Origin of the sequence: Brachybacterium muris, from assembly GCF_016907455.1 — a bacterium.
Classification (GTDB): Bacteria; Actinomycetota; Actinomycetes; order Actinomycetales; family Dermabacteraceae; genus Brachybacterium; species Brachybacterium muris.
The window spans coordinates 567745-584515 of the sequence record NZ_JAFBCB010000001.1 but is presented as its reverse complement, the minus strand read 5'-3'; the positions used below and the strand labels follow the sequence as shown (position 1 = coordinate 584515).

Annotated in this window: 19 protein-coding genes and 1 pseudogene; 6 read left to right on the top strand and 14 right to left on the bottom strand. The window is 70.2% G+C overall.

Annotated elements, in window-relative coordinates:
- Positions 1–35: 35 nt before the first annotated feature.
- Positions 36–461 (top strand): annotated as a pseudogene (locus tag JOD52_RS16930) (transposase); the annotation flags it as partial.
- A 258-nt stretch (positions 462–719) separates the two neighbouring features.
- Here the strand turns inward: JOD52_RS16930 and JOD52_RS02680 are convergent.
- The 14 genes from JOD52_RS02680 to JOD52_RS02615 all read right to left on the bottom strand — a co-directional run bounded on the left by JOD52_RS02680 (position 720) and on the right by JOD52_RS02615 (position 12304).
- Entirely contained in the window at positions 720–1493 is a 774-nt protein-coding gene (locus tag JOD52_RS02680) for a hypothetical protein (protein ID WP_042342685.1), read from the bottom strand.
- Positions 1494–1543: 50 nt separating this feature from the next.
- Entirely contained in the window at positions 1544–2437 is an 894-nt protein-coding gene (locus JOD52_RS02675; protein ID WP_017822267.1) for a pseudouridine synthase, read from the bottom strand.
- An 83-nt stretch (positions 2438–2520) separates the two neighbouring features.
- Complete coding sequence (locus JOD52_RS02670) at positions 2521–3219, bottom strand: hypothetical protein (RefSeq protein WP_017822268.1); 699 nt, start codon at positions 3217–3219, stop codon at positions 2521–2523.
- 295 nt (positions 3220–3514) lie between these two features.
- Positions 3515–5101 (bottom strand): chaperonin GroEL, encoded by a 1587-nt coding sequence (gene groL / locus JOD52_RS02665; protein ID WP_017822269.1) that lies wholly within the window; start codon positions 5099–5101, stop codon positions 3515–3517.
- A 22-nt stretch (positions 5102–5123) separates the two neighbouring features.
- On the bottom strand, positions 5124–5420 hold the full coding sequence (gene groES / locus JOD52_RS02660; RefSeq protein ID WP_017822270.1) for a co-chaperone GroES: 297 nt from the start codon (positions 5418–5420) through the stop codon (positions 5124–5126).
- 180 nt (positions 5421–5600) lie between these two features.
- Complete coding sequence (locus JOD52_RS02655) at positions 5601–6203, bottom strand: hypothetical protein (RefSeq protein ID WP_204408717.1); 603 nt, start codon at positions 6201–6203, stop codon at positions 5601–5603.
- Between the two features lie 53 nt (positions 6204–6256).
- Complete coding sequence (locus JOD52_RS02650; RefSeq protein ID WP_017822272.1) at positions 6257–7132, bottom strand: metallophosphoesterase family protein; 876 nt, start codon at positions 7130–7132, stop codon at positions 6257–6259.
- A gap of 115 nt (positions 7133–7247) precedes the next feature.
- A complete protein-coding gene (locus tag JOD52_RS02645) occupies positions 7248–8135 on the bottom strand; it encodes a hypothetical protein (protein ID WP_204408716.1) in 888 nt (295 codons plus the stop codon).
- 65 nt (positions 8136–8200) lie between these two features.
- On the bottom strand, positions 8201–9151 hold the full coding sequence (locus tag JOD52_RS02640) for a hypothetical protein (protein ID WP_204408715.1): 951 nt from the start codon (positions 9149–9151) through the stop codon (positions 8201–8203).
- Positions 9152–9181: 30 nt separating this feature from the next.
- Entirely contained in the window at positions 9182–9340 is a 159-nt protein-coding gene (locus JOD52_RS02635) for a hypothetical protein (RefSeq protein WP_204408714.1), read from the bottom strand.
- 36 nt (positions 9341–9376) lie between these two features.
- Positions 9377–9895, bottom strand: a complete 519-nt coding sequence (locus JOD52_RS02630; RefSeq protein WP_204408713.1) for a molybdenum cofactor biosynthesis protein MoaE — start codon at positions 9893–9895, stop codon at positions 9377–9379.
- On the bottom strand, positions 9892–10440 hold the full coding sequence (locus JOD52_RS02625) for a MogA/MoaB family molybdenum cofactor biosynthesis protein (RefSeq protein ID WP_204408712.1): 549 nt from the start codon (positions 10438–10440) through the stop codon (positions 9892–9894). Before JOD52_RS02625 ends, JOD52_RS02630 begins: the two co-directional genes overlap by 4 nt.
- Positions 10437–10955, bottom strand: coding sequence for a cyclic pyranopterin monophosphate synthase MoaC (gene moaC, locus JOD52_RS02620; RefSeq protein WP_017822278.1), 519 nt, complete (start codon positions 10953–10955; stop codon positions 10437–10439). The genes JOD52_RS02625 and moaC overlap by 4 nt, the downstream gene beginning before the upstream one ends.
- The gene (locus JOD52_RS02615; RefSeq protein WP_338124040.1) at positions 10952–12304 is read right to left on the bottom strand and encodes a molybdopterin molybdotransferase MoeA; all 1353 of its coding nucleotides are present in this window, start codon (positions 12302–12304) and stop codon (positions 10952–10954) included. The genes moaC and JOD52_RS02615 overlap by 4 nt, the downstream gene beginning before the upstream one ends.
- Before the next feature lie 256 nt (positions 12305–12560).
- Between JOD52_RS02615 and moaA the strand changes: the two genes are divergently transcribed.
- The 5 genes from moaA (at position 12561) to JOD52_RS02590 (ending at position 16767) form a co-directional block, all read left to right on the top strand.
- Positions 12561–13634 carry a GTP 3',8-cyclase MoaA gene (gene moaA / locus JOD52_RS02610; protein ID WP_017822280.1) on the top strand — a complete coding sequence of 358 codons (1074 nt, stop codon included), beginning with the start codon at positions 12561–12563 and terminating at the stop codon, positions 13632–13634.
- Positions 13635–13680: 46 nt separating this feature from the next.
- Positions 13681–13998 carry a MoaD/ThiS family protein gene (locus tag JOD52_RS02605; RefSeq protein ID WP_204408710.1) on the top strand — a complete coding sequence of 106 codons (318 nt, stop codon included), beginning with the start codon at positions 13681–13683 and terminating at the stop codon, positions 13996–13998.
- A gap of 48 nt (positions 13999–14046) precedes the next feature.
- On the top strand, positions 14047–14289 hold the full coding sequence (locus JOD52_RS02600; protein WP_017822282.1) for a type II toxin-antitoxin system prevent-host-death family antitoxin: 243 nt from the start codon (positions 14047–14049) through the stop codon (positions 14287–14289).
- 172 nt (positions 14290–14461) lie between these two features.
- A complete protein-coding gene (gene istA / locus JOD52_RS02595) occupies positions 14462–16024 on the top strand; it encodes an IS21 family transposase (RefSeq protein WP_204408388.1) in 1563 nt (520 codons plus the stop codon).
- The gene (locus JOD52_RS02590; RefSeq protein ID WP_338124028.1) at positions 16021–16767 is read left to right on the top strand and encodes an ATP-binding protein; all 747 of its coding nucleotides are present in this window, start codon (positions 16021–16023) and stop codon (positions 16765–16767) included. The genes istA and JOD52_RS02590 overlap by 4 nt, the downstream gene beginning before the upstream one ends.
- The last annotated feature ends 4 nt before the right edge of the window (positions 16768–16771 follow it).

Below are 16771 nucleotides of genomic sequence, written 5' to 3'. Positions count from 1 at the left end.
ATTGCTCCTTCCGCCGCGTGCCCTATACACACGGCGGAAGGAGCGTAGACAGAGCGGCCCCAACGACACCACTGGTGGTCCCGAACGACGCCACCGCTACGGCAGCGACGTGGCACCCGAACCCTCGATCAGCGGACCCCAGCGAGGCGAATATTCACATCAAGGAGCAGCTCCGCCGCCTGCTGGCCACCGACACCCTGGCCCAGGCCTGGGACGAACGGATGCGGATGGGTTACTTCGTCCAGATCGCGAACATTCCCGAGGCGACCAAGCTCTACGACACCATCGTGACCTGGTGGGACGCGATCGAGGTCCTCATCCTCACCGGCGCGACCACCGCCCGAGTCGAGGCAGCGAACACGGGCATCAAGAACATCAAACGCACCGGCCGCGGCTTCCGCAACGCCGAGAACTACCGGACCCGTATCCTGCTGGCCAGCGCCGCGAGAACCGCAGCGTGAATACCCGCCACAGCAGACCCATTCACCACGAACCACGAAGAGCCCCCAAACAGCGTCTGCTACAGATATGCGCTCGGTCACGATCACGAACGATCCGTGCGGCAATGGTGCGCAGCAACGGACGAATCGGAACCGGGTATGTCACTACGCTCCAGCAGTTCGCTGAGTCACGCTGGGACGCGATGCGAGCTGCATCCAGGTCACCGAGTCTGCAGCGCGCCCTCGAACGGATCCGTCAGATGCCCCTTTGAGCGACGCTCACAGCTGCGCGCTCGGATCACCCTCGCGCGGGGGCTCCTTGCCTCCCACCACCCGTCGAACGCGGTCGAATTCGGCCTGGAAGGCTCCCTCGTCGTGCCCGTAGTCGGGCTGCCAGGGCATGCCGAGCCGCTGGGCGAGCTCCCGGTTGTTCTGCTCGCGTCGGGCCCGGCGCGCCTCGTCCACCAGGACGCGGCGCGGTGGTGCCGCTCGCAGACCGGCGGCAGTCTGCAGCATGCGCAGACCGTCGAAGGAGGCCTGGTCCCAGCCGATCTCCGGGATCAGCCACTGGCGCTCCTGCGCCGCATCGTCGCGGATCCCGATCAGCGCCAGGGACCCGCGCTCGGCCTCCCCCACGGCGTAGACCACCTGGTCCATGCGGGCTCGGTCCGTGGTGCGCATCCCCTTGCGCAGGGCCAGGGCACCGTGCTGCTCATCGAGCAGGGCGACCCGGCGGGTGAACACCAACGGCACGAACGCCCACAGTGCGAACAGGCCCCACAGCAACAGCGCACCGACAAGCAGCTGCGTCCACGCCGGTTCGAGCATCTGCTCGAGCGGTCCGCGGTGCCCGTCCAGGATGCGGGTTCGCCGCCACTGCTGCAGGCCCGCCCCCGCGAAGGGAGACAGCAGCAAGGAGATCAGGGGCAGCCCGATCAACACCCCGGGCAGGTAGCGGGCCCTGATGCTGGGGCCGACGAGCACCGCGCCGGACCGGGTGCGGCGGGGGGCCGGCGCGGTCGCGGCGTCGCTGAGCGTCTCACCGGTCGTCACCCTCCCAGGGTACGGGGCCGGCCGCGGGCTCTCACCGTCGATGTCGCCATTCATGACGGGGGTCCCGGCAGGTCGAGCGCGGAGGTGAACCGTCGCTCCTGCCCGGTGACGGGGTCGGTGAAGGCGAGGGAGCGGGCCAGCAGCTGCAGCGACCCGACCGGATCACGAGGCGTGGGGTAGAGGTCCTCCCCCACGATGGGCATGCCTCGGGAGGCGAGCTGCGCGCGCAGCTGGTGGGTGCGGCCAGTGAGCGGTCGCAGCCGCAGGGTGAGGGTGCCGTCCAGCTCGACGGCGGCCACCTCGACCTCGGTGATCGCGTTGGGCTCCCCTGCCACCAGGCGGGTGAGCAGATCATCGCGCTCCTTGACCAGGCGATCGCGCAGCACCGTGCGCGCGCCGACCATCGTGGGCAGATCAGCCGGCACGGCGGCGCCTTCGCGGTACGGCCCTACCCGGGCCAGGTACTCCTTGAGCACCTCACGGCGGGCGAACAGCTCCTGGTAGGCACTGCGTTCGGCAGGATCCACACCGAAGGCCAGCACGCCGGCGGTACGACGGTCCAGGCGATGCAGGGGACTGAGCGTGGTGATGCCGGTGGAGCGGCGCAGGCGCACCAGGGCGCTGGAGAGCACGTGGGTGCCACGTGGCATCGTGGCCATGTCGTGGGGCTTGTCCACCACCAGCAGATGGTCGTCCTGGTGCAGGATCGGCAGGTCCATCTCCGGCACGGCTTCCTCGCGCAGCTCTCGATGGAACCACAGCTCGTCGCCGGGCTCGACCGGGGCGTCGGCGGCCCAGGCGGTCCCGTCGGCCCGCACGATCTCACCGCGCACGAAGCGCTCGTGCAACGGCGTCGCCTCTGGGTCACCCAGGGCGGGGAACCTGGTCAGCAGGCTATCGAAGGCGATGCCCTGCGCAGCGTCACGAGCGACCCGGTGGCGCACGGGGTCGAGGCCGTCACGCTGAGGCAGCGGGGGTGCCGACCGGCGGGCACGGCTGCGGGCGGCTCGCCCTGGCCGGAAGTGGCTCACAGCCCCCACACGACGAAGGTGTACACGTTGTGGAACACGTAGAACACCACCAGGCCCAGCAGCAGCAGGTTGGGGTGGCGGTCGATGAAGGTGAGTGCCTGGGGCACCTGCTTGCGCAGCTCGCGTGGCCTGATCGCGTCGTAGTGGTCCACGGGCACACCGGCGTTCTCGGCGTGCCGCAGCACCGTCTCCTGGGCACGGTCGCCGAACAGGCGGCTGGAGACCGCGAGCATCCGGTGGTCGTGCGCATCCATCAGGTACACGCCGTCGTAGCTGGTCTCGCCGGAGTCGAGCGCCTCAGCGGGGCTGGCGCCACGATCGATGTCCCGCACCGCGATCACGCGGGCGACGTCCTTCCACGGCGCCTCCAGCGTGCTGCGGCACAGGCCCTGGAGGCGGAAGCCCTTCTCATCCACGTGCAGCCAGGCGGTGACCACCCGCAGCACTCCGATCACCGCCAGCACGGCGACGGCCACCCACAGCAGCAGAGGCAGGGTGAAGCCCAGGTCGCTGGTGAGGGCGGGGTCGCGCCACAGGCGCTGCCCCACGAAACTGATGATCACCAGGAACTCCAGGACCACCACGAACACCAACGCGATCAGCAGTGTCCCCAGCACCACGCGCCCCGGGGGGCTGAAGGTGCGGGTGGGCTCGTTCGCCTCAGCCGATGGCTGATGCTCCCGTTTACTGTCCACTGGCGCTCCTGTCGATCCACGGCGGCGCGGCGTTCTCCGCACCGGTTCGTTCCCTGCACTCCGATGCCGGCGAGTTCCCGATGCTTCCTGAGTCTAGGCGGTGACGGCCCCTGGTCGGCCCCATGACCAGCACTGGGCACCGGGTGTCGCGCGCCTGCGAGCTGTTCAGGCACGACGAAGCGGGCCGCCCCGGGGTCTCCGGTGCGGCCCGCTCCCTGCCGTTCGGTCAGACCGACGGCACTGCTGTGACGCAGGGATCAGATGATGCCCTGACGACGATCACGCGATCGCGCGATCAGTCCTCGTCCTCGTCCTTCTTCTCGACCACGAGGGTCTCGGTGGTCAGGACCAGGCCCGCGATCGAGGCCGCGTTGCGCAGCGCCGAACGGGTGACCTTGACCGGGTCGATGATGCCGGCGGCCACCAGGTCGACGTACTCGCCGGTGGCGGCGTTCAGGCCGTGACCGACCTGCGCCTCCTTCACCTTCTCGACGACCACGTAGCCCTCGAGGCCCGCGTTCTCGGCGATCCAGCGCAGCGGCTCGGCGACGGCCTTGGACACGGCGCGTGCACCGACGGCCTCGTCACCGCTCAGGCCCAGGTCGCCCTCGAGAGCGGAGGCCGCCTGGACGATGGCGCTTCCGCCGCCGGCCACGATGCCCTCCTCGATGGCTGCACGAGTCGCGGAGACCGCGTCCTCGATGCGCATCTTCTTCTCCTTGAGCTCGACCTCGGTGTGGGCGCCCACCTTGATGACGGACACGCCGCCGGCGAGCTTGGCGAGGCGCTCCTGGAGCTTCTCGCGGTCCCAGTCGGAGTCGGTGTTGGCGATCTCGGCGCGGATCTGCGCGACGCGATCGGCCACGGCCTGCTCGTCACCGGCACCGCCCACGATGGTGGTGGTGTCCTTGGTGATGACCACGCGGCCCGCGTGGCCCAGCACGTCGGTGCCGACGGTCTTCAGGTCCAGGCCCAGGTCGGAGGTGACGACCTGCGCGCCGGTGAGCACCGCGATGTCCTGCAGCATCGCCTTGCGGCGGTCGCCGAAGGCGGGGGCCTTGACGGCCGCACCCTTGAAGGTGCCGCGGATCTTGTTGACGACCAGCGTGGACAGGGCCTCACCGTCGACGTCCTCGGCGATCACGAACAGCGGCTTGCCGCCCTCGACGACCTTCTCCAGCAGCGGCAGGATGTCGGCCACGGCCGAGATCTTGCCCTGGTGCAGCAGCACCTGGGCGTCCTCGAGCACGACCTCCTGGCGGTCACCGTCGGTGACGAAGTGCGGGGAGATGAAGCCCTTGTCGAACTGCATGCCCTCGGTGAACTCGAGCTCCATCGCGGTGGTGGAGGACTCCTCCACCGTGATGACGCCGTCCTTGCCGACCTTGTCGAAGGCCTCGGCGAGCAGCTCGCCGATCTCGCGGTCCTGACTGGAGACGGCCGCGACGTTCGCGATCTGCTCCTTGCCGTCGACCTCGATGGCGATCTCGCCGAGCTTGGCGGAGATGGCCTCGACGGCCTTCTCCATGCCGCGCTTGAGGGAGGCGGGGGCCGCACCGGAGGCCACGTTGCGCAGCCCCTCGTGCACAAGGGCCTGCGCGAGCACGGTGGCGGTAGTGGTGCCGTCGCCTGCCACGTCGTTGGTCTTGGTGGCGACCTCCTTGGTGAGCTGAGCGCCGAGGTTCTCGTAGGGATCCTCGAGCTCGATCTCACGGGCGATGGTCACGCCGTCATTGGTGATCGTGGGGGCGCCCCACTTCTTGTCCAGCACGACGTTGCGGCCCTTGGGGCCCAGCGTCACGCGGACGGTGTTGGCGAGCTTGTCGACTCCGCGCTCCAGGGCGCGACGAGCCTGCTCGTCGTAGATGATCTCTTTCGCCATGTGGATCTAGACCTCAGTCCGTTCAGTTCTCGATGATCGCGAGGATGTCGCGCGAGCCCAGCACCAGGTACTCCTGGTCGCCGTACTTGAGCTCGGTGCCGCCGTACTTGGAGAAGACGACCTTGTCGCCGACCTTGACGTCGACCGGGATGCGCTCGCCCTTCTCGTCGAAGCGGCCGGCGCCGACGGCGACGACCTCGCCCTCCTGGGGCTTCTCCTTCGCGGTGTCCGGGATGACCAGGCCGGAAGCGGTGGTCTGTTCAGCCTCGAGCGGCTTGATGACGACACGGTCCTCGAGGGGCTTGATGGAGACCGACATGCGGCTCACTCCTTCATGAAGTAATGACTCTGGTGAGTTCGGGGGCCAGGGATCCCGGTCCCGGTCGTCGTCGCGGTGCCGACCGGGGAAGATCCCTCCTGGCAGCTTCTGGCACTCTGGGCTGTCGACTGCCAACGACGCCAACTCTAGGACCCTGTTGGCACTCATGCAAGGCGAGTGCTAACAGCGTCGGGGTGTTCGCGCAGAGCCGATCACCAGCAGGGCGGTTCCCAGCAGCAGCGGCCCCGCCGCGACGGCGCCCGCGATCACCACCGCGAGCCACTCGGCGAGCTCGGCCCCCATCAGCTGGTGGTAGTTCAGATCGTCGATGGAGAAGACGATCGCCGCCAGCAGGGTCATCGGCGCAAGGACCGTTCCCACCAGGGTGAACGTGAGCCTGGCGGAGGTGCCGTCGGTCCAGCGACCGGCCACGCCGTGGGCGACGCCCAGCGCCACCACGGTCACGGCCATGGCGATCATCGGGACCGGCCACAGCGCCGGCAGGGATGAGAGCAGATCGCTGTAGCGCAGCGGCATCATCGCGATCACCAGGCGCACCACGGCCAGCAGTGCCACCGCGGCGCTCACCACCGTGGCGATCCACTGGACGGTGCGCACCGCACTGCGTTCGGCGCTGCTGGGAGAATGCCCGGGGGTGCGGCGCTCCGGCGCCGATGATCCGCGGGCGCGACCGAACAGGCCGCGCTCTGACGCAGGTGCCGTACCGGGGGCCGACGAACCCGGGCGCTCCCATGGCGGGACGGGGTCACGGAGTGCGGCCATCGGTCCTCCTGTGGTCGGCCGGGGTGAGGGGCTGGGGGCCAGGTGGTGAAGGGTCAGCGTCCGGCGGCATCGATGATCGCCTGCACCTCGCCCGGGCCGAAGTCGTACACAGGGATCTGGACGTCCCCGGCATCGCCCCCGGGTGTGTCCCCCGCGTTCGGCCACAGGGAGGTGATGATCCTGGGTCTGGCCGCCCCGGTCTCGTCGATCTCCAGGAGGCTCGCCCCGGACAGGGCGAGGGACCTCTCGTGCTCGCCGGCGGCCACCGGGTCCACCACGTTGGTGATGCCGGGGACCACGTGCACGGGGATCCCTGCCAGGTCCCCGGTCATCTCGTGGTGGTAGTGGCCGGACAGGATCACCCGCACGTCACTGCCGGTGAGCGCCTCACCTAGTTCATCGAGGCCGTCGAGGTCCAGGGCACGCAGCATCCGGGTGGCGGCCACCAGCGGCGGGTGGTGCACCGCCAGCACTGTGCCGCGAGCGGCGGGCCGGGCCAGCACCTCACGCAGCCAGTCCAGCTGGGCAGGGTCGAGGTGGCCGTAGCCGGCACCGGGCACGCTGGAGTCCAGCACCACCACGCGGACCCCGTCGGCCGTGGTGATCGCCCGGTCCTGGTAGCGCGGGTCGTGATCACCGGGCCCGGCCAGCTCCGCGTATGCGGCGGGCACGTCGTGGTTGCCCATCGCCACCGCGAGCGGCGCCCCGAGCCGGGCGGCGAAGGGATCCAGCAGCTCGTGCAGCAGGCGGTAGCTCTCCACGGTCCCGTCCTCGGAGGCGTCCCCGGTGTGCACCACCAGGTCCACGCGCTCAAGGCCAGCCAGGTGCTCCAGCACCCCGCGCAGGGCTCTGGTGGTGTCGATGCGTCCGTAGTGGCGGGCGGCAGGGTCGCCGTACAGGTGGGTGTCGCTCAGGTGCAGGATGCGCATGTCGGTGAGACTAACGGCCCCAGGTGACCAGGAGGTGACCTCGCCCGACCTGTCCGGTCAGGGGACGTAGAAGGGGATGTCGTCCTTGGGCAGACCGGCCTGCTTCCGGGCGCGTTCACGATGCACGGCACCGATCAGGGCCGCTGCCAGGGCGAGGACCGCGAACGCACCGCCCAGGATCCCGGCGGTGACGTACTCCGGCTCGGTAAGGGCCATGACGGCCGGGAACAGTCCCACTGCCATGTTCCACAGCCCCGCCACCGGCGCAGTTGCGTGCCAGCTGCTCCTCGAGCTCCGCGTCGCGGCGGTCCATCTCCCGCTGCAGCTCCGCGACGGGGTCGCTCTGCTCGGAGGTGAGCTCCGGTGCCACGGCCGTGCCATCCTCTGTGCGGCCGCTGTGCACCATGGTGAACCAGCCGCCCACCAGTGCCATCAGAGCGGGCCGGTTGGACACCCCGGCGATGCGGCGCAGGGTGGGGCGCGGCATCGCGCTGAGCACATCCACGATGCGGCCCACCTCCCCCGGGCCGGGCGGCTGAAGGGGGGTCTTCCACCGGTGACCGTCGGTGATCCACTGGACGTGGCCCTGGATGGCCTGCTCGTCCTCGCCGCGCCAGCCCTCGGAGGCGGCGTAGCGCCGCAGGTCGGTGAGGGCACCGTCCAGGGCATCGCGCCGGATCCCCATGATCTCGGGCCGGATCTGCCGGCGGACCAGCTGTTCTAAGGCCTCCTCGGCCACCGGGAGCAGGATCGCGAGGGCGCGCCCCAGGTCGTCGTCCAGCTCGGCGCGCCGGCGGCGGGGCAGGGAGTCCAGCGGTGGGGTGGCGAGGGTGCCGCCCGGTCCGCCGTGCAGGGCGCTGTCCCACTTCTCGTACAGGGGCCGCAGCTCCCCCAGCGGCCGCACCGTCTCCTCCCGCACCCCGAGAGCGAGCAACAGCTGACCTGCCGCGACCCACACGAAGGCCGGGTCCTCCGCCCATTCCAGTTCCCACGGTGCGCTCATGATCGTGCCCCTGTCGTCATCATGCCCCCAGTCAGCCAGGTCGTTCCCCTACCAGCGTGTGCTGGTCAGGGCACCATACCCACCGGGATGTCGTAGTCCTCCTCGGCAAGACCGGCCCGGCGCCTCGCGCTCACCCGCTGCACCGAACCGACGATGCCGAGCACGGCTCCGACGACGGTGAGGATCCCACCGAGCACCGCGGTGATGACAGATCCTTCCTCGACCAGGGCGTAGATCAGCGGGAACAGGCCCACCCCGAAGTTCCAGGTGCCCCAGGCGGCCAGCATGCCCCCGGCCGTGGTGGAGCGCAGCGCCTGCTGGCGTGCCGAGGCCGAGCTGTCGCCTCCGAAGGCCATCACCGTGAGCATCACCAGGGCCACGATGTCGACCACAGCGGTGACGGCTCCGGTCATCAGCATCCCGACCCCCAGCACCAGCAACCCCGCCACGACGACGGTGGGAGCGATGCCCACCAGGCTCATCTTCGCGATCAGTGACCAGCGGTGGTCGTACGTCGTCTCGCGGCTGCTGGTGTGCATGCTGACCGCACTGGGTGCAGGTGGTGGGGAGCTGCCGATGTCGGAGCGGCGCACCGCGGCCAGGCCGCTGCCCACCAGCGCCATCAGCGCCGGCGTGCTGGTGACCTTGGTGATGCGCCGCAGGGTGCGCCGCGGCATCCGCCGCAGGATCGCGACGATGCGCCGCACCTCTCCCGCGCTCGCCTTGGCGGGCGGGGTCTCCATGCGATGCCGGGACTCGATCCACCGCAGGTGCTCCTCGATGGCGGCCTCGTCCTTGCCGCGCCACCCCTCGTCGGCCGCGTAGGCGCGCAGATCGGCGAGGGCTCCGTCGAGCGATTCCCGCCGGTATCCCAGGATCTCGGGGCAGATCCTCTGCTTGTCCAGCTGCTGGAGCACTTCCTCGGCGATCGGCACCAGTACGGCCAGGGCCCGGGCGATGTCGTCGTCCAGTTCGGCCCGCTGCCGGTCATCCAGCAGGTGCAGGGAGACGCCCATGGAGGCGCCGGCCGCCGGGCCCAGCAGCTTCTACTCCACCTGCTCCCACTTCTCGTAGAGCGGCCGCAGCTGCCCCAGGGGCCGCACCGTCTCCTCCCGCACGCCGAGGGCAAGCAGGAACTCCCCGGCAGCGACCCACAGGAAATCCTGGTCCTGGCCCCAGGCGAACCCTGGCGGTACGTACGTCATCGCGTTCCCCCCGTGGTCATCGGCGTGCCCCCGGCGTCATCCCAGTGCTCCCACCCATTCGTCGGTGCCATCGGCGAAGTGCTGGTGCTTCCAGATGGGCAGGCGCTGCTTCACGGTGTCCACCAGGTCGTCGCAGGCGGCGAAGGCCTGCTTGCGGTGCGGTGCGGCCACCGCGCAGCCGAGCGCCGTCTCGCCGATCGCGAGTGGCCCCACTCGGTGGGCGAGCGCGATCACGGTGTCCGGGTAGCGCTCGGTGATCTCGCGGGCCACCTCGATGATCACCTCGCCGGCACCGGGGTGGCCGGAGTACTCCAGGCGCGAGACCCCCTTGCCGCCGTCGTGGTCGCGCACCACACCGTCGAAGGTGACCATGGCGCCGCAGCGCGGGTCGGCCACGGCCTGGGCGAGGGCGGCGACGGAGACGGGCTGCTCGGTGACCTCGGCGTGCCGCACCCGCTGCGGGGCGGGCCCCATCGGGGGGTCCTCGGGCACGCGCAGCTGGTCGGGACCGCCGCCGAACGGGGTGGGGCCGGGGCCGGGGTCTGCGGGGCTCATTCGTGCCCTCCGCCGTCGCGCTGCTCCAGCAGGTGGTCCAGGATGGGGTCCAGCACGGCGATTCCGTCCTTCACCCCGCCGCGGGAGCCGGGCAGGTTCACCACGAAGCTGCGCCCGGCCATGCCTGCCAGGCCCCGGCTCAGCACCGCGACGGGGGACTTCTGGGCGCCGATGCGGCGCACCGCCTCCAGCACCCCGGGCATCTCCCGCTCGATCAGGGGGGCAGTCTGCTCGGGAGTGACGTCGGTGGGGCTGATGCCGGTGCCGCCGGAGGTGATGATCACATCCACGCCATCGGCGATCGCGGCGGCGAGGGCCTCGCCCACCTGGGGGCCGTCCGGCACCAGCACCTTGCTGACCTGGTCCAGGCCGCGGCCTTGCAGCCACTGCACCAGCAGCGGCCCGGTGCGGTCCTCGTACGTGCCGTCGGAGGCGCGGGTGGAGGCGATGATCACCCGGGCGGTGCCGGCGAGCGCGGGCGCGGGGGCGTCCTCGGTGCGGGCGGTGCAGTCGGCGTCGCTGCGCCGGGCGGGCATCTGCTTCATCGGGTCTCCTCCTCGCGCATCGGGGCCGACGGCTCGTCGCGCCGCCAGTCCCCGCTCTTGCCGCCGGACTTGGCCAGCACCTTGATCTCCTCGATCACGGCGAGGTGGTCCACGGCCTTGATCATGTCGTACACGGTCAGCGCTGCCACTGAGGCGGCGGTGAGCGCCTCCATCTCCACCCCGGTGACGCCCTTGGTGCGCACGGTGGCGGTGATCTCCACGCGATCCTCCCGCGCCTCCAGGTCGATCTCGATGCCCGACAGCGGCAGCGGGTGGCACAGGGGGATCAGGTCGCTGGTGCGCTTGGCGCCCATGATCCCGGCGATGCGGGCCACCGGCAGGGCCTCGCCCTTGGGCAGGTCGCCGTCGGCGATGCGGGCCACGACGTCGGCCCTGGTGCGCAGGACCGCGCGGGCGCTGGCGCGGCGTGAGGTGGTGGCCTTGTCGGTCACGTCGACCATGTGGGCCGAGCCGTCGGCGCGCACGTGCGAGAGGTCGTCGGGCTGGGTGTTCATCGTTCTCCTCCGGGAAGCAGGATGGTCTCCACCAGGTCGCCGTCACGCAGGGTATCGGTGCCGACGGGCACCAGCACCAGCGCGTCGGCCTGGGCCAGGCCGCCGATCAGGTGGGAGGACGGGCCGCCTGCCAGGCGCACCTGGCCGGAGGGCAGCACTCGGGCGCGGCGGTACTGGGCGAGCGCGGGTGGTGAGGGTTCGTCGGCATCGAGCTGGACGGGCAGGCGCAGGCGCAGGCGATCGGGGGCGCCGAGGGCGGGGCGCGCGATCAGTTCGCAGCTGAGCAGGGCCGAGACGGGGTTCCCGGGGAAGGCCAGCCAGGCCACCCGGTGATCTGCCGCATCGTGCTGACCGGGCGTGACGTGCTGGCCGGGCGCGCCGTGCTCCTCGGCGGGGAGGTCCAGGGTGCCGATGCCCTGGGGGCCGCCCGGCTGCATGGCCACGGAGGTGAAGGTGAGTGTGACGCCGCTGCGGGAGGCTGCGTGGCGCACCACCTCGAAGGCGCCCATGCTCACGCCGCCGCTGGTGACGATGAGCTCGGCATCGTGGGTGGTGACGAGGTGGCGGAGGGTGGCCAGGAGCTGTTCGGCGTCGTCGGGCACGGAGCCGACGTGGACCACCTGGGCTCCGGCGGCGGTGAGGGCCGCGGCCAGGCCCGGCCCGTTGGCGTCGAAGGTGGCGCCGTCGGGCAGGTGGGTGGCGGCTGAGCCGGCCGCGTCGGGGGCCGTCGGGGCGGCGGGGTCTGCGGGCGCGGCGGTGACCTCACTGCCGGTGGACAGCACGATGGTGCGCACCGGGGCGATCACCTCGACATCGGTCACCCCGCAGGCAGCGAGGTGGGCGATCCGTGCCGGGGTGAGCACCTGGCCCTCGCGGAGGATCACGTCGCCGTGGTGGGTGTCTGAGCCGCGACGGCGCACGTAGCGGCCGGGTTCGGTGGTAGCAGGGCGGAGGGTCACGGTGTGTGCGGGCGCGCCGTGCTGCTCGCCGGCGAAGCGACCAGCCTCGCTCTCCTCCACCGGGATCACCGCATCGGCACCGCGCGGGATCGGCGCGCCGGTCATGATCGGGGCCGCGGTGCCGGGCCGGTGATCGGCAGGCGGGTCCCCGGCGGCGATCGTCGGGCCCAGCGGCATGGTGAGGCCGGCAGCGGGCGCACCCGCGGTGCCCGCCCGCTCGCCCAGGTCTGCGGTGGCCACGGCGTAGCCGTCCATCTGGGAGTTGTCGTGACCGGGCACGTCCACCGCGGCCCGACGGTCGGCCGCACTGACCCTGCCCACCGCCTCGTGACCCACCCGGATCCGCTCGGTACGGCGCACCGCGGCCAGCAGCGCCACGGCGTCGGCCACGTGCTCGGACAGCGGGGTGCGTTCCGGGGCCGACGTGCCTGAGGGACGATCCGTGCCTGGTGCGCCTGCTGACATGAGTGCCTCTCCGGAGTGATTCGGGCTGGTTCCAGTATGGCGCGGACACCCTCGGATATGGCACTGCGCACCGATCCGTGTGCATGCCGCTTCGACCTCCTATGCTGGATGGATGCCCGGCCGCCTTCGTCGGGACCGATGGGAGTGATGTCACGTGAGCCCTCGCCGAGTGGGTCTGGGGATGCCCAAGCCGCGCACCACCGATGCCACGGCCACCTCCCTGCCGGACACCGCCGACCGCCCGGCCAGCGATGCTCTGCTGGACCGCTTCGGCCGTGAGGCCACGGACCTGCGGCTCTCGCTGACGGATTTCTGCAACCTGCGCTGCACCTACTGCATGCCCGCATCCGGGCTCACCTTCCTGGCCAAGGACCAGATGCTCTCGGTGGACGAGGTGGTGCGCCTGGTGCGCATCGGCGTGGAGCACCTGGGCATCGACCAGGTGCGCTTCACCGGTGGGGAGCCGCTGACCCGTCCGGACCTCACCGAGATCATCGCCGGGGTAGCGGCGCTGCGGCCGCGCCCCAACATCTCCCTGACCACCAACGCGATCGGCCTGGACGTCAAGGCGGCCGGGTTGAAGGAGGCGGGGCTGGACCGGATCAACGTCTCCCTGGACACGGTGGTCTCCGAGACCTTCGAGCGGATGAGCCGACGGCCCCTGCTGCACCGGGTGCTGGAGGGCATCGACGGGGCCCGCGCGGCGGGCCTGGACCCGATCAAGGTCAACGCCGTGCTGCTGCCCGGGGTCAACGACCACGAACTGCCGGACCTGCTGGACTGGTGCCTGGATCGCAACCTGCAGCTGCGGGTGATCGAGCAGATGCCGCTGGACGCGGACCACATCTGGGAGCGCACCTCCATGATCACCGCCGCGGACGTGCACGGCATCCTCGCGGACCGCTTCGTGCTCACCCCTGCCGAGGAGCCCCGCAACGGCGCTCCCGCCGAGCTGTACGACGTGGTCGACCGCGCCAGCGGCACCCCGCGCGGGCAGGTGGGCATCATCGCCTCGGTGACCAGGCCCTTCTGTGCGGACTGCCGCCGCACCCGCCTGACCGCGGAGGGCAGGGTGCGCACCTGCCTGTTCTCCCGTGAGGAGACCGATCTGCGCGGGGCCCTGCGCGGTGGCGGCTCCGATGAGGACATCGCCCGGATTTGGCGGGCCGCCCAGTGGGGCAAGAAGGCAGGCCACGGTATGAACTCGAAGGACTTCGTCCAGCCCGACCGCCCGATGAGCGCCATCGGGGGATGAACCCGCCCCTTCCGACCGCACCACTCCCCCATCGTCAGGAGGAACGATGACCACTCCCACCACCCCCGCCCCATCCGAGACCCGCACCACCGCGACTGGCGCGACCGGCGCGACCGAGGCTGCCACCATCACGGTGCGCCTGTTCGCCGGGGCCGCGGCCGCCTACGGCAGCGACACCGCCACCGTGCGTGGAGCGACCGTGGCCGAAGCGATCCGCGACCTCACCGCCGGCGCGCCGGCAGATGCGACGACCGCGATCGAGCGCTCCAGCCTGCTGGTGAACGCGGTGGCCTGCACGGATCACTCTCGCGTGCTCGCCGACGGGGACCGCATCGACGTGCTGCCGCCGTTCGCCGGCGGCTGACCAGCGCCGACCATTGCCTCCGAGTTGTACAAGTTGTACTCTTGCGGCATGGTTTCCGCGACGCTTTCTCAGTTCCGCAGCCAGCAGAGTGACTTCATCGCCGCCGCACAGCGCGAGCCCGTCGAACTCACCTCTCGCGGCGCACGCCGTCGTGCCGTCGTGGTCTCTCCCGAGTTCTACGACGCCGCCGTCGAAGCACTGGAAGATCGTGCAGACGTCCTCGCCGCTGCCCAGGCTCGCCGCGAGGAACGCATCTCGCACGAGGACCTGATGGCAGAGCTCGACCGCTGACCCCACACCGTGAATATTCGCCTCGCTGGGGTCCGCTGATCGAGGGTTCGGGTGCCACGTCGCTGCCGTAGCGGTGGCGTCGTTCGGGACCACCAGTGGTGTCGTTGGGGCCGCTCTGTCTACGCTCCTTCCGCCGTGTGTATAGGGCACGCGGCGGAAGGAGCAATCTGGAATGGTACGGAAGATCAGGGCGAAGCTGGTGCTCCAGCTGCGCGCAGAAGGTCTGTCGGGGCGAGCGATTTCGTCCTCGCAGGGCATGTCCCGCAAGTCCGTGAGGGCGGTGTTCGAGGCCGCTGACGCTGCAGGGATCGGGTGGGGCGATATCGCGGACGTCGCCGATGAGCAGGTGTATGCCCGGTTGTTCCCGGGCCGGGGCGAGCACGAGAGCGTGTTCGCACAGCCGGACTGGGAACAGGTCCATCGAGAGATGGCCAGGGTCGGCGTGACGCTGAAGCTGTTGCACGGCGAGTACTTCGACGCGACCACGGCGGCTGGGGATCCGGCGATGGGGTATGACCGGTTTTGCCGCACCTACCAGCACCACGTCATGGTCACCGGTGCCGCTTCGAGAGTCGGTCACAAGGCCGGCCAGAGCGTGGAGGTCGACTGGTCCGGCCCCACGATGGAGCTGGCCGATCCGGTCACCGGCGAGGTCTCGAAGGTGTTCTTGTTCGTTGCCTGCCTGCCTTTTTCTCGTTACGCGTTCTGCTTCCCGGCGCTGGATATGCGCCAGGAGTCCTGGCTGCGAGCGCACGTAGCGATGTTCGAGGCGCTGGGCGGGACGGTCCCGAGGATCGTTCCGGACAACCTCAAGACCGGTGTGGTGAAGCACCCCCGCGAGGGCGAGATCGTCCTGAACGATGCGTATCGCGAGATGGCAGCGCATTACTCGGCGGCGGTGCTCCCGGGGAGGGTGCGGAAACCGAAAGACAAGGCGAGCGTGGAGAACACCGTCGCGCACGTCGCGACCTGGGTCATCGCCGGGCTGCGGGATCAGCGATTCACGTCCCTGCCCGAACTTGCAGCCGCCATCGGGCAGCGGATGGAGGCCTATAACGCGGAGCCGTTCCAGAAGCGGCCCGGATCCCGCGCCAGCGTGTTCGACGCGGAGGAGCGGCCGCTGCTGACGCCGCTGCCGGCGGTGCCCTACGAGATCTCGACATGGCACTACGGACGACGAGTGGGCAGGAACGGGCACGTCACGTTCGCGCGGAACTTCTACTCCGCGCCGTTCGCGCACATCGGCGCGAAGGTCGATCTGCGCATCACGGCCCGGACGCTGGAGATCTATCAGGGCAGCCAGCGACTGACCAGTCACCTGCTGCTCCCGGAGACCGCGAGCAATGAGTACCGCACCAACGACGCGGACCTACCTGCGGGCGAGCGTTTCCAGGCCTGGGACGCGCAGAGGGTGCGGGCGTGGGCAGATCGGGTCGGGCCGGCCACGGTGATCGTGATCCAGCGGATCTTCGAGTCCGTGCCGATCGTGGAACAGGGCCTGGATCCCGCGTTGGCGGTGCTACGGCTCTCTCGCCGCTTCTCCGTAGATCGGGTCGAGGCGGCCTGCGCACTCGCGCTGACGGGACGGGTCCGTTCACCGCGCTATGCGCATCTGCACCCGATCTTGGCCACCGGGCAGGACAAGGTCGCCGCCCTGCGTCCACCCCGCGAGGAACCCGCGGAAGACGGCGGATACGTCCGTGGCGCCGACTACTACGCCGGAGGTGTCCGGTGAGCGTGATCGATAACGACACGAAGCGGAAGCTGCGCGAGATGGGCGCGACCGCGCTGCTGGACGCGATCGATGCCCAGGATGAGGCTCACGTGCTGGGGATGTCGTTCCAGGAACGGCTCCAGCTGATCGTGGACGAGGCGCATTCCATCTTCAATCATGGAAAGGTCGAGGGTCTGATCCGCCGGGCGGGGCTGCGTTATCCCGGAGCGGACCTGCGGCGGCTGGATCTGGTCGAGGAACGGGGACTGAACCGGAACGTGATCGCGCAACTGGCAACCTGCTCCTTCATCCAGCGGCAACAGAACGTGGTCTTCCAGGGCTTCACCGGCTCAGGGAAGTCCTACCTCGGCTGCGCGCTGGCGAAGCAGGCCTGCCAGCACCGGCTCCGAGCCCACTACATCCGAATGCCCGACCTCGAAGAGGCCTGGGCCCTGGCAAAGGACAAGCCGCAGGGCCAGACGAAGTTCCTGCGGAAGTACTCCACGTTCTCGCTGCTGGTGATCGACGAGTGGCTGCTGGACCATCCTGACGAGGGAATGCGTTCGATGCTGCTGGAACTGCTCGAGCGCCGCTATGACACCGGCTCGACCGTGTTCTGCACCCAGTACCCGAAGAAGGACTGGCACGCCCGGCTCGGTGGAGCAGTCCACGCCGATGCGATCATGGACCGCATCGTGCACAACACAATCTGGATCGACACCGGCGACAGGAACATGCGAGAACACACCGCACTGCCCCAGTGACCCG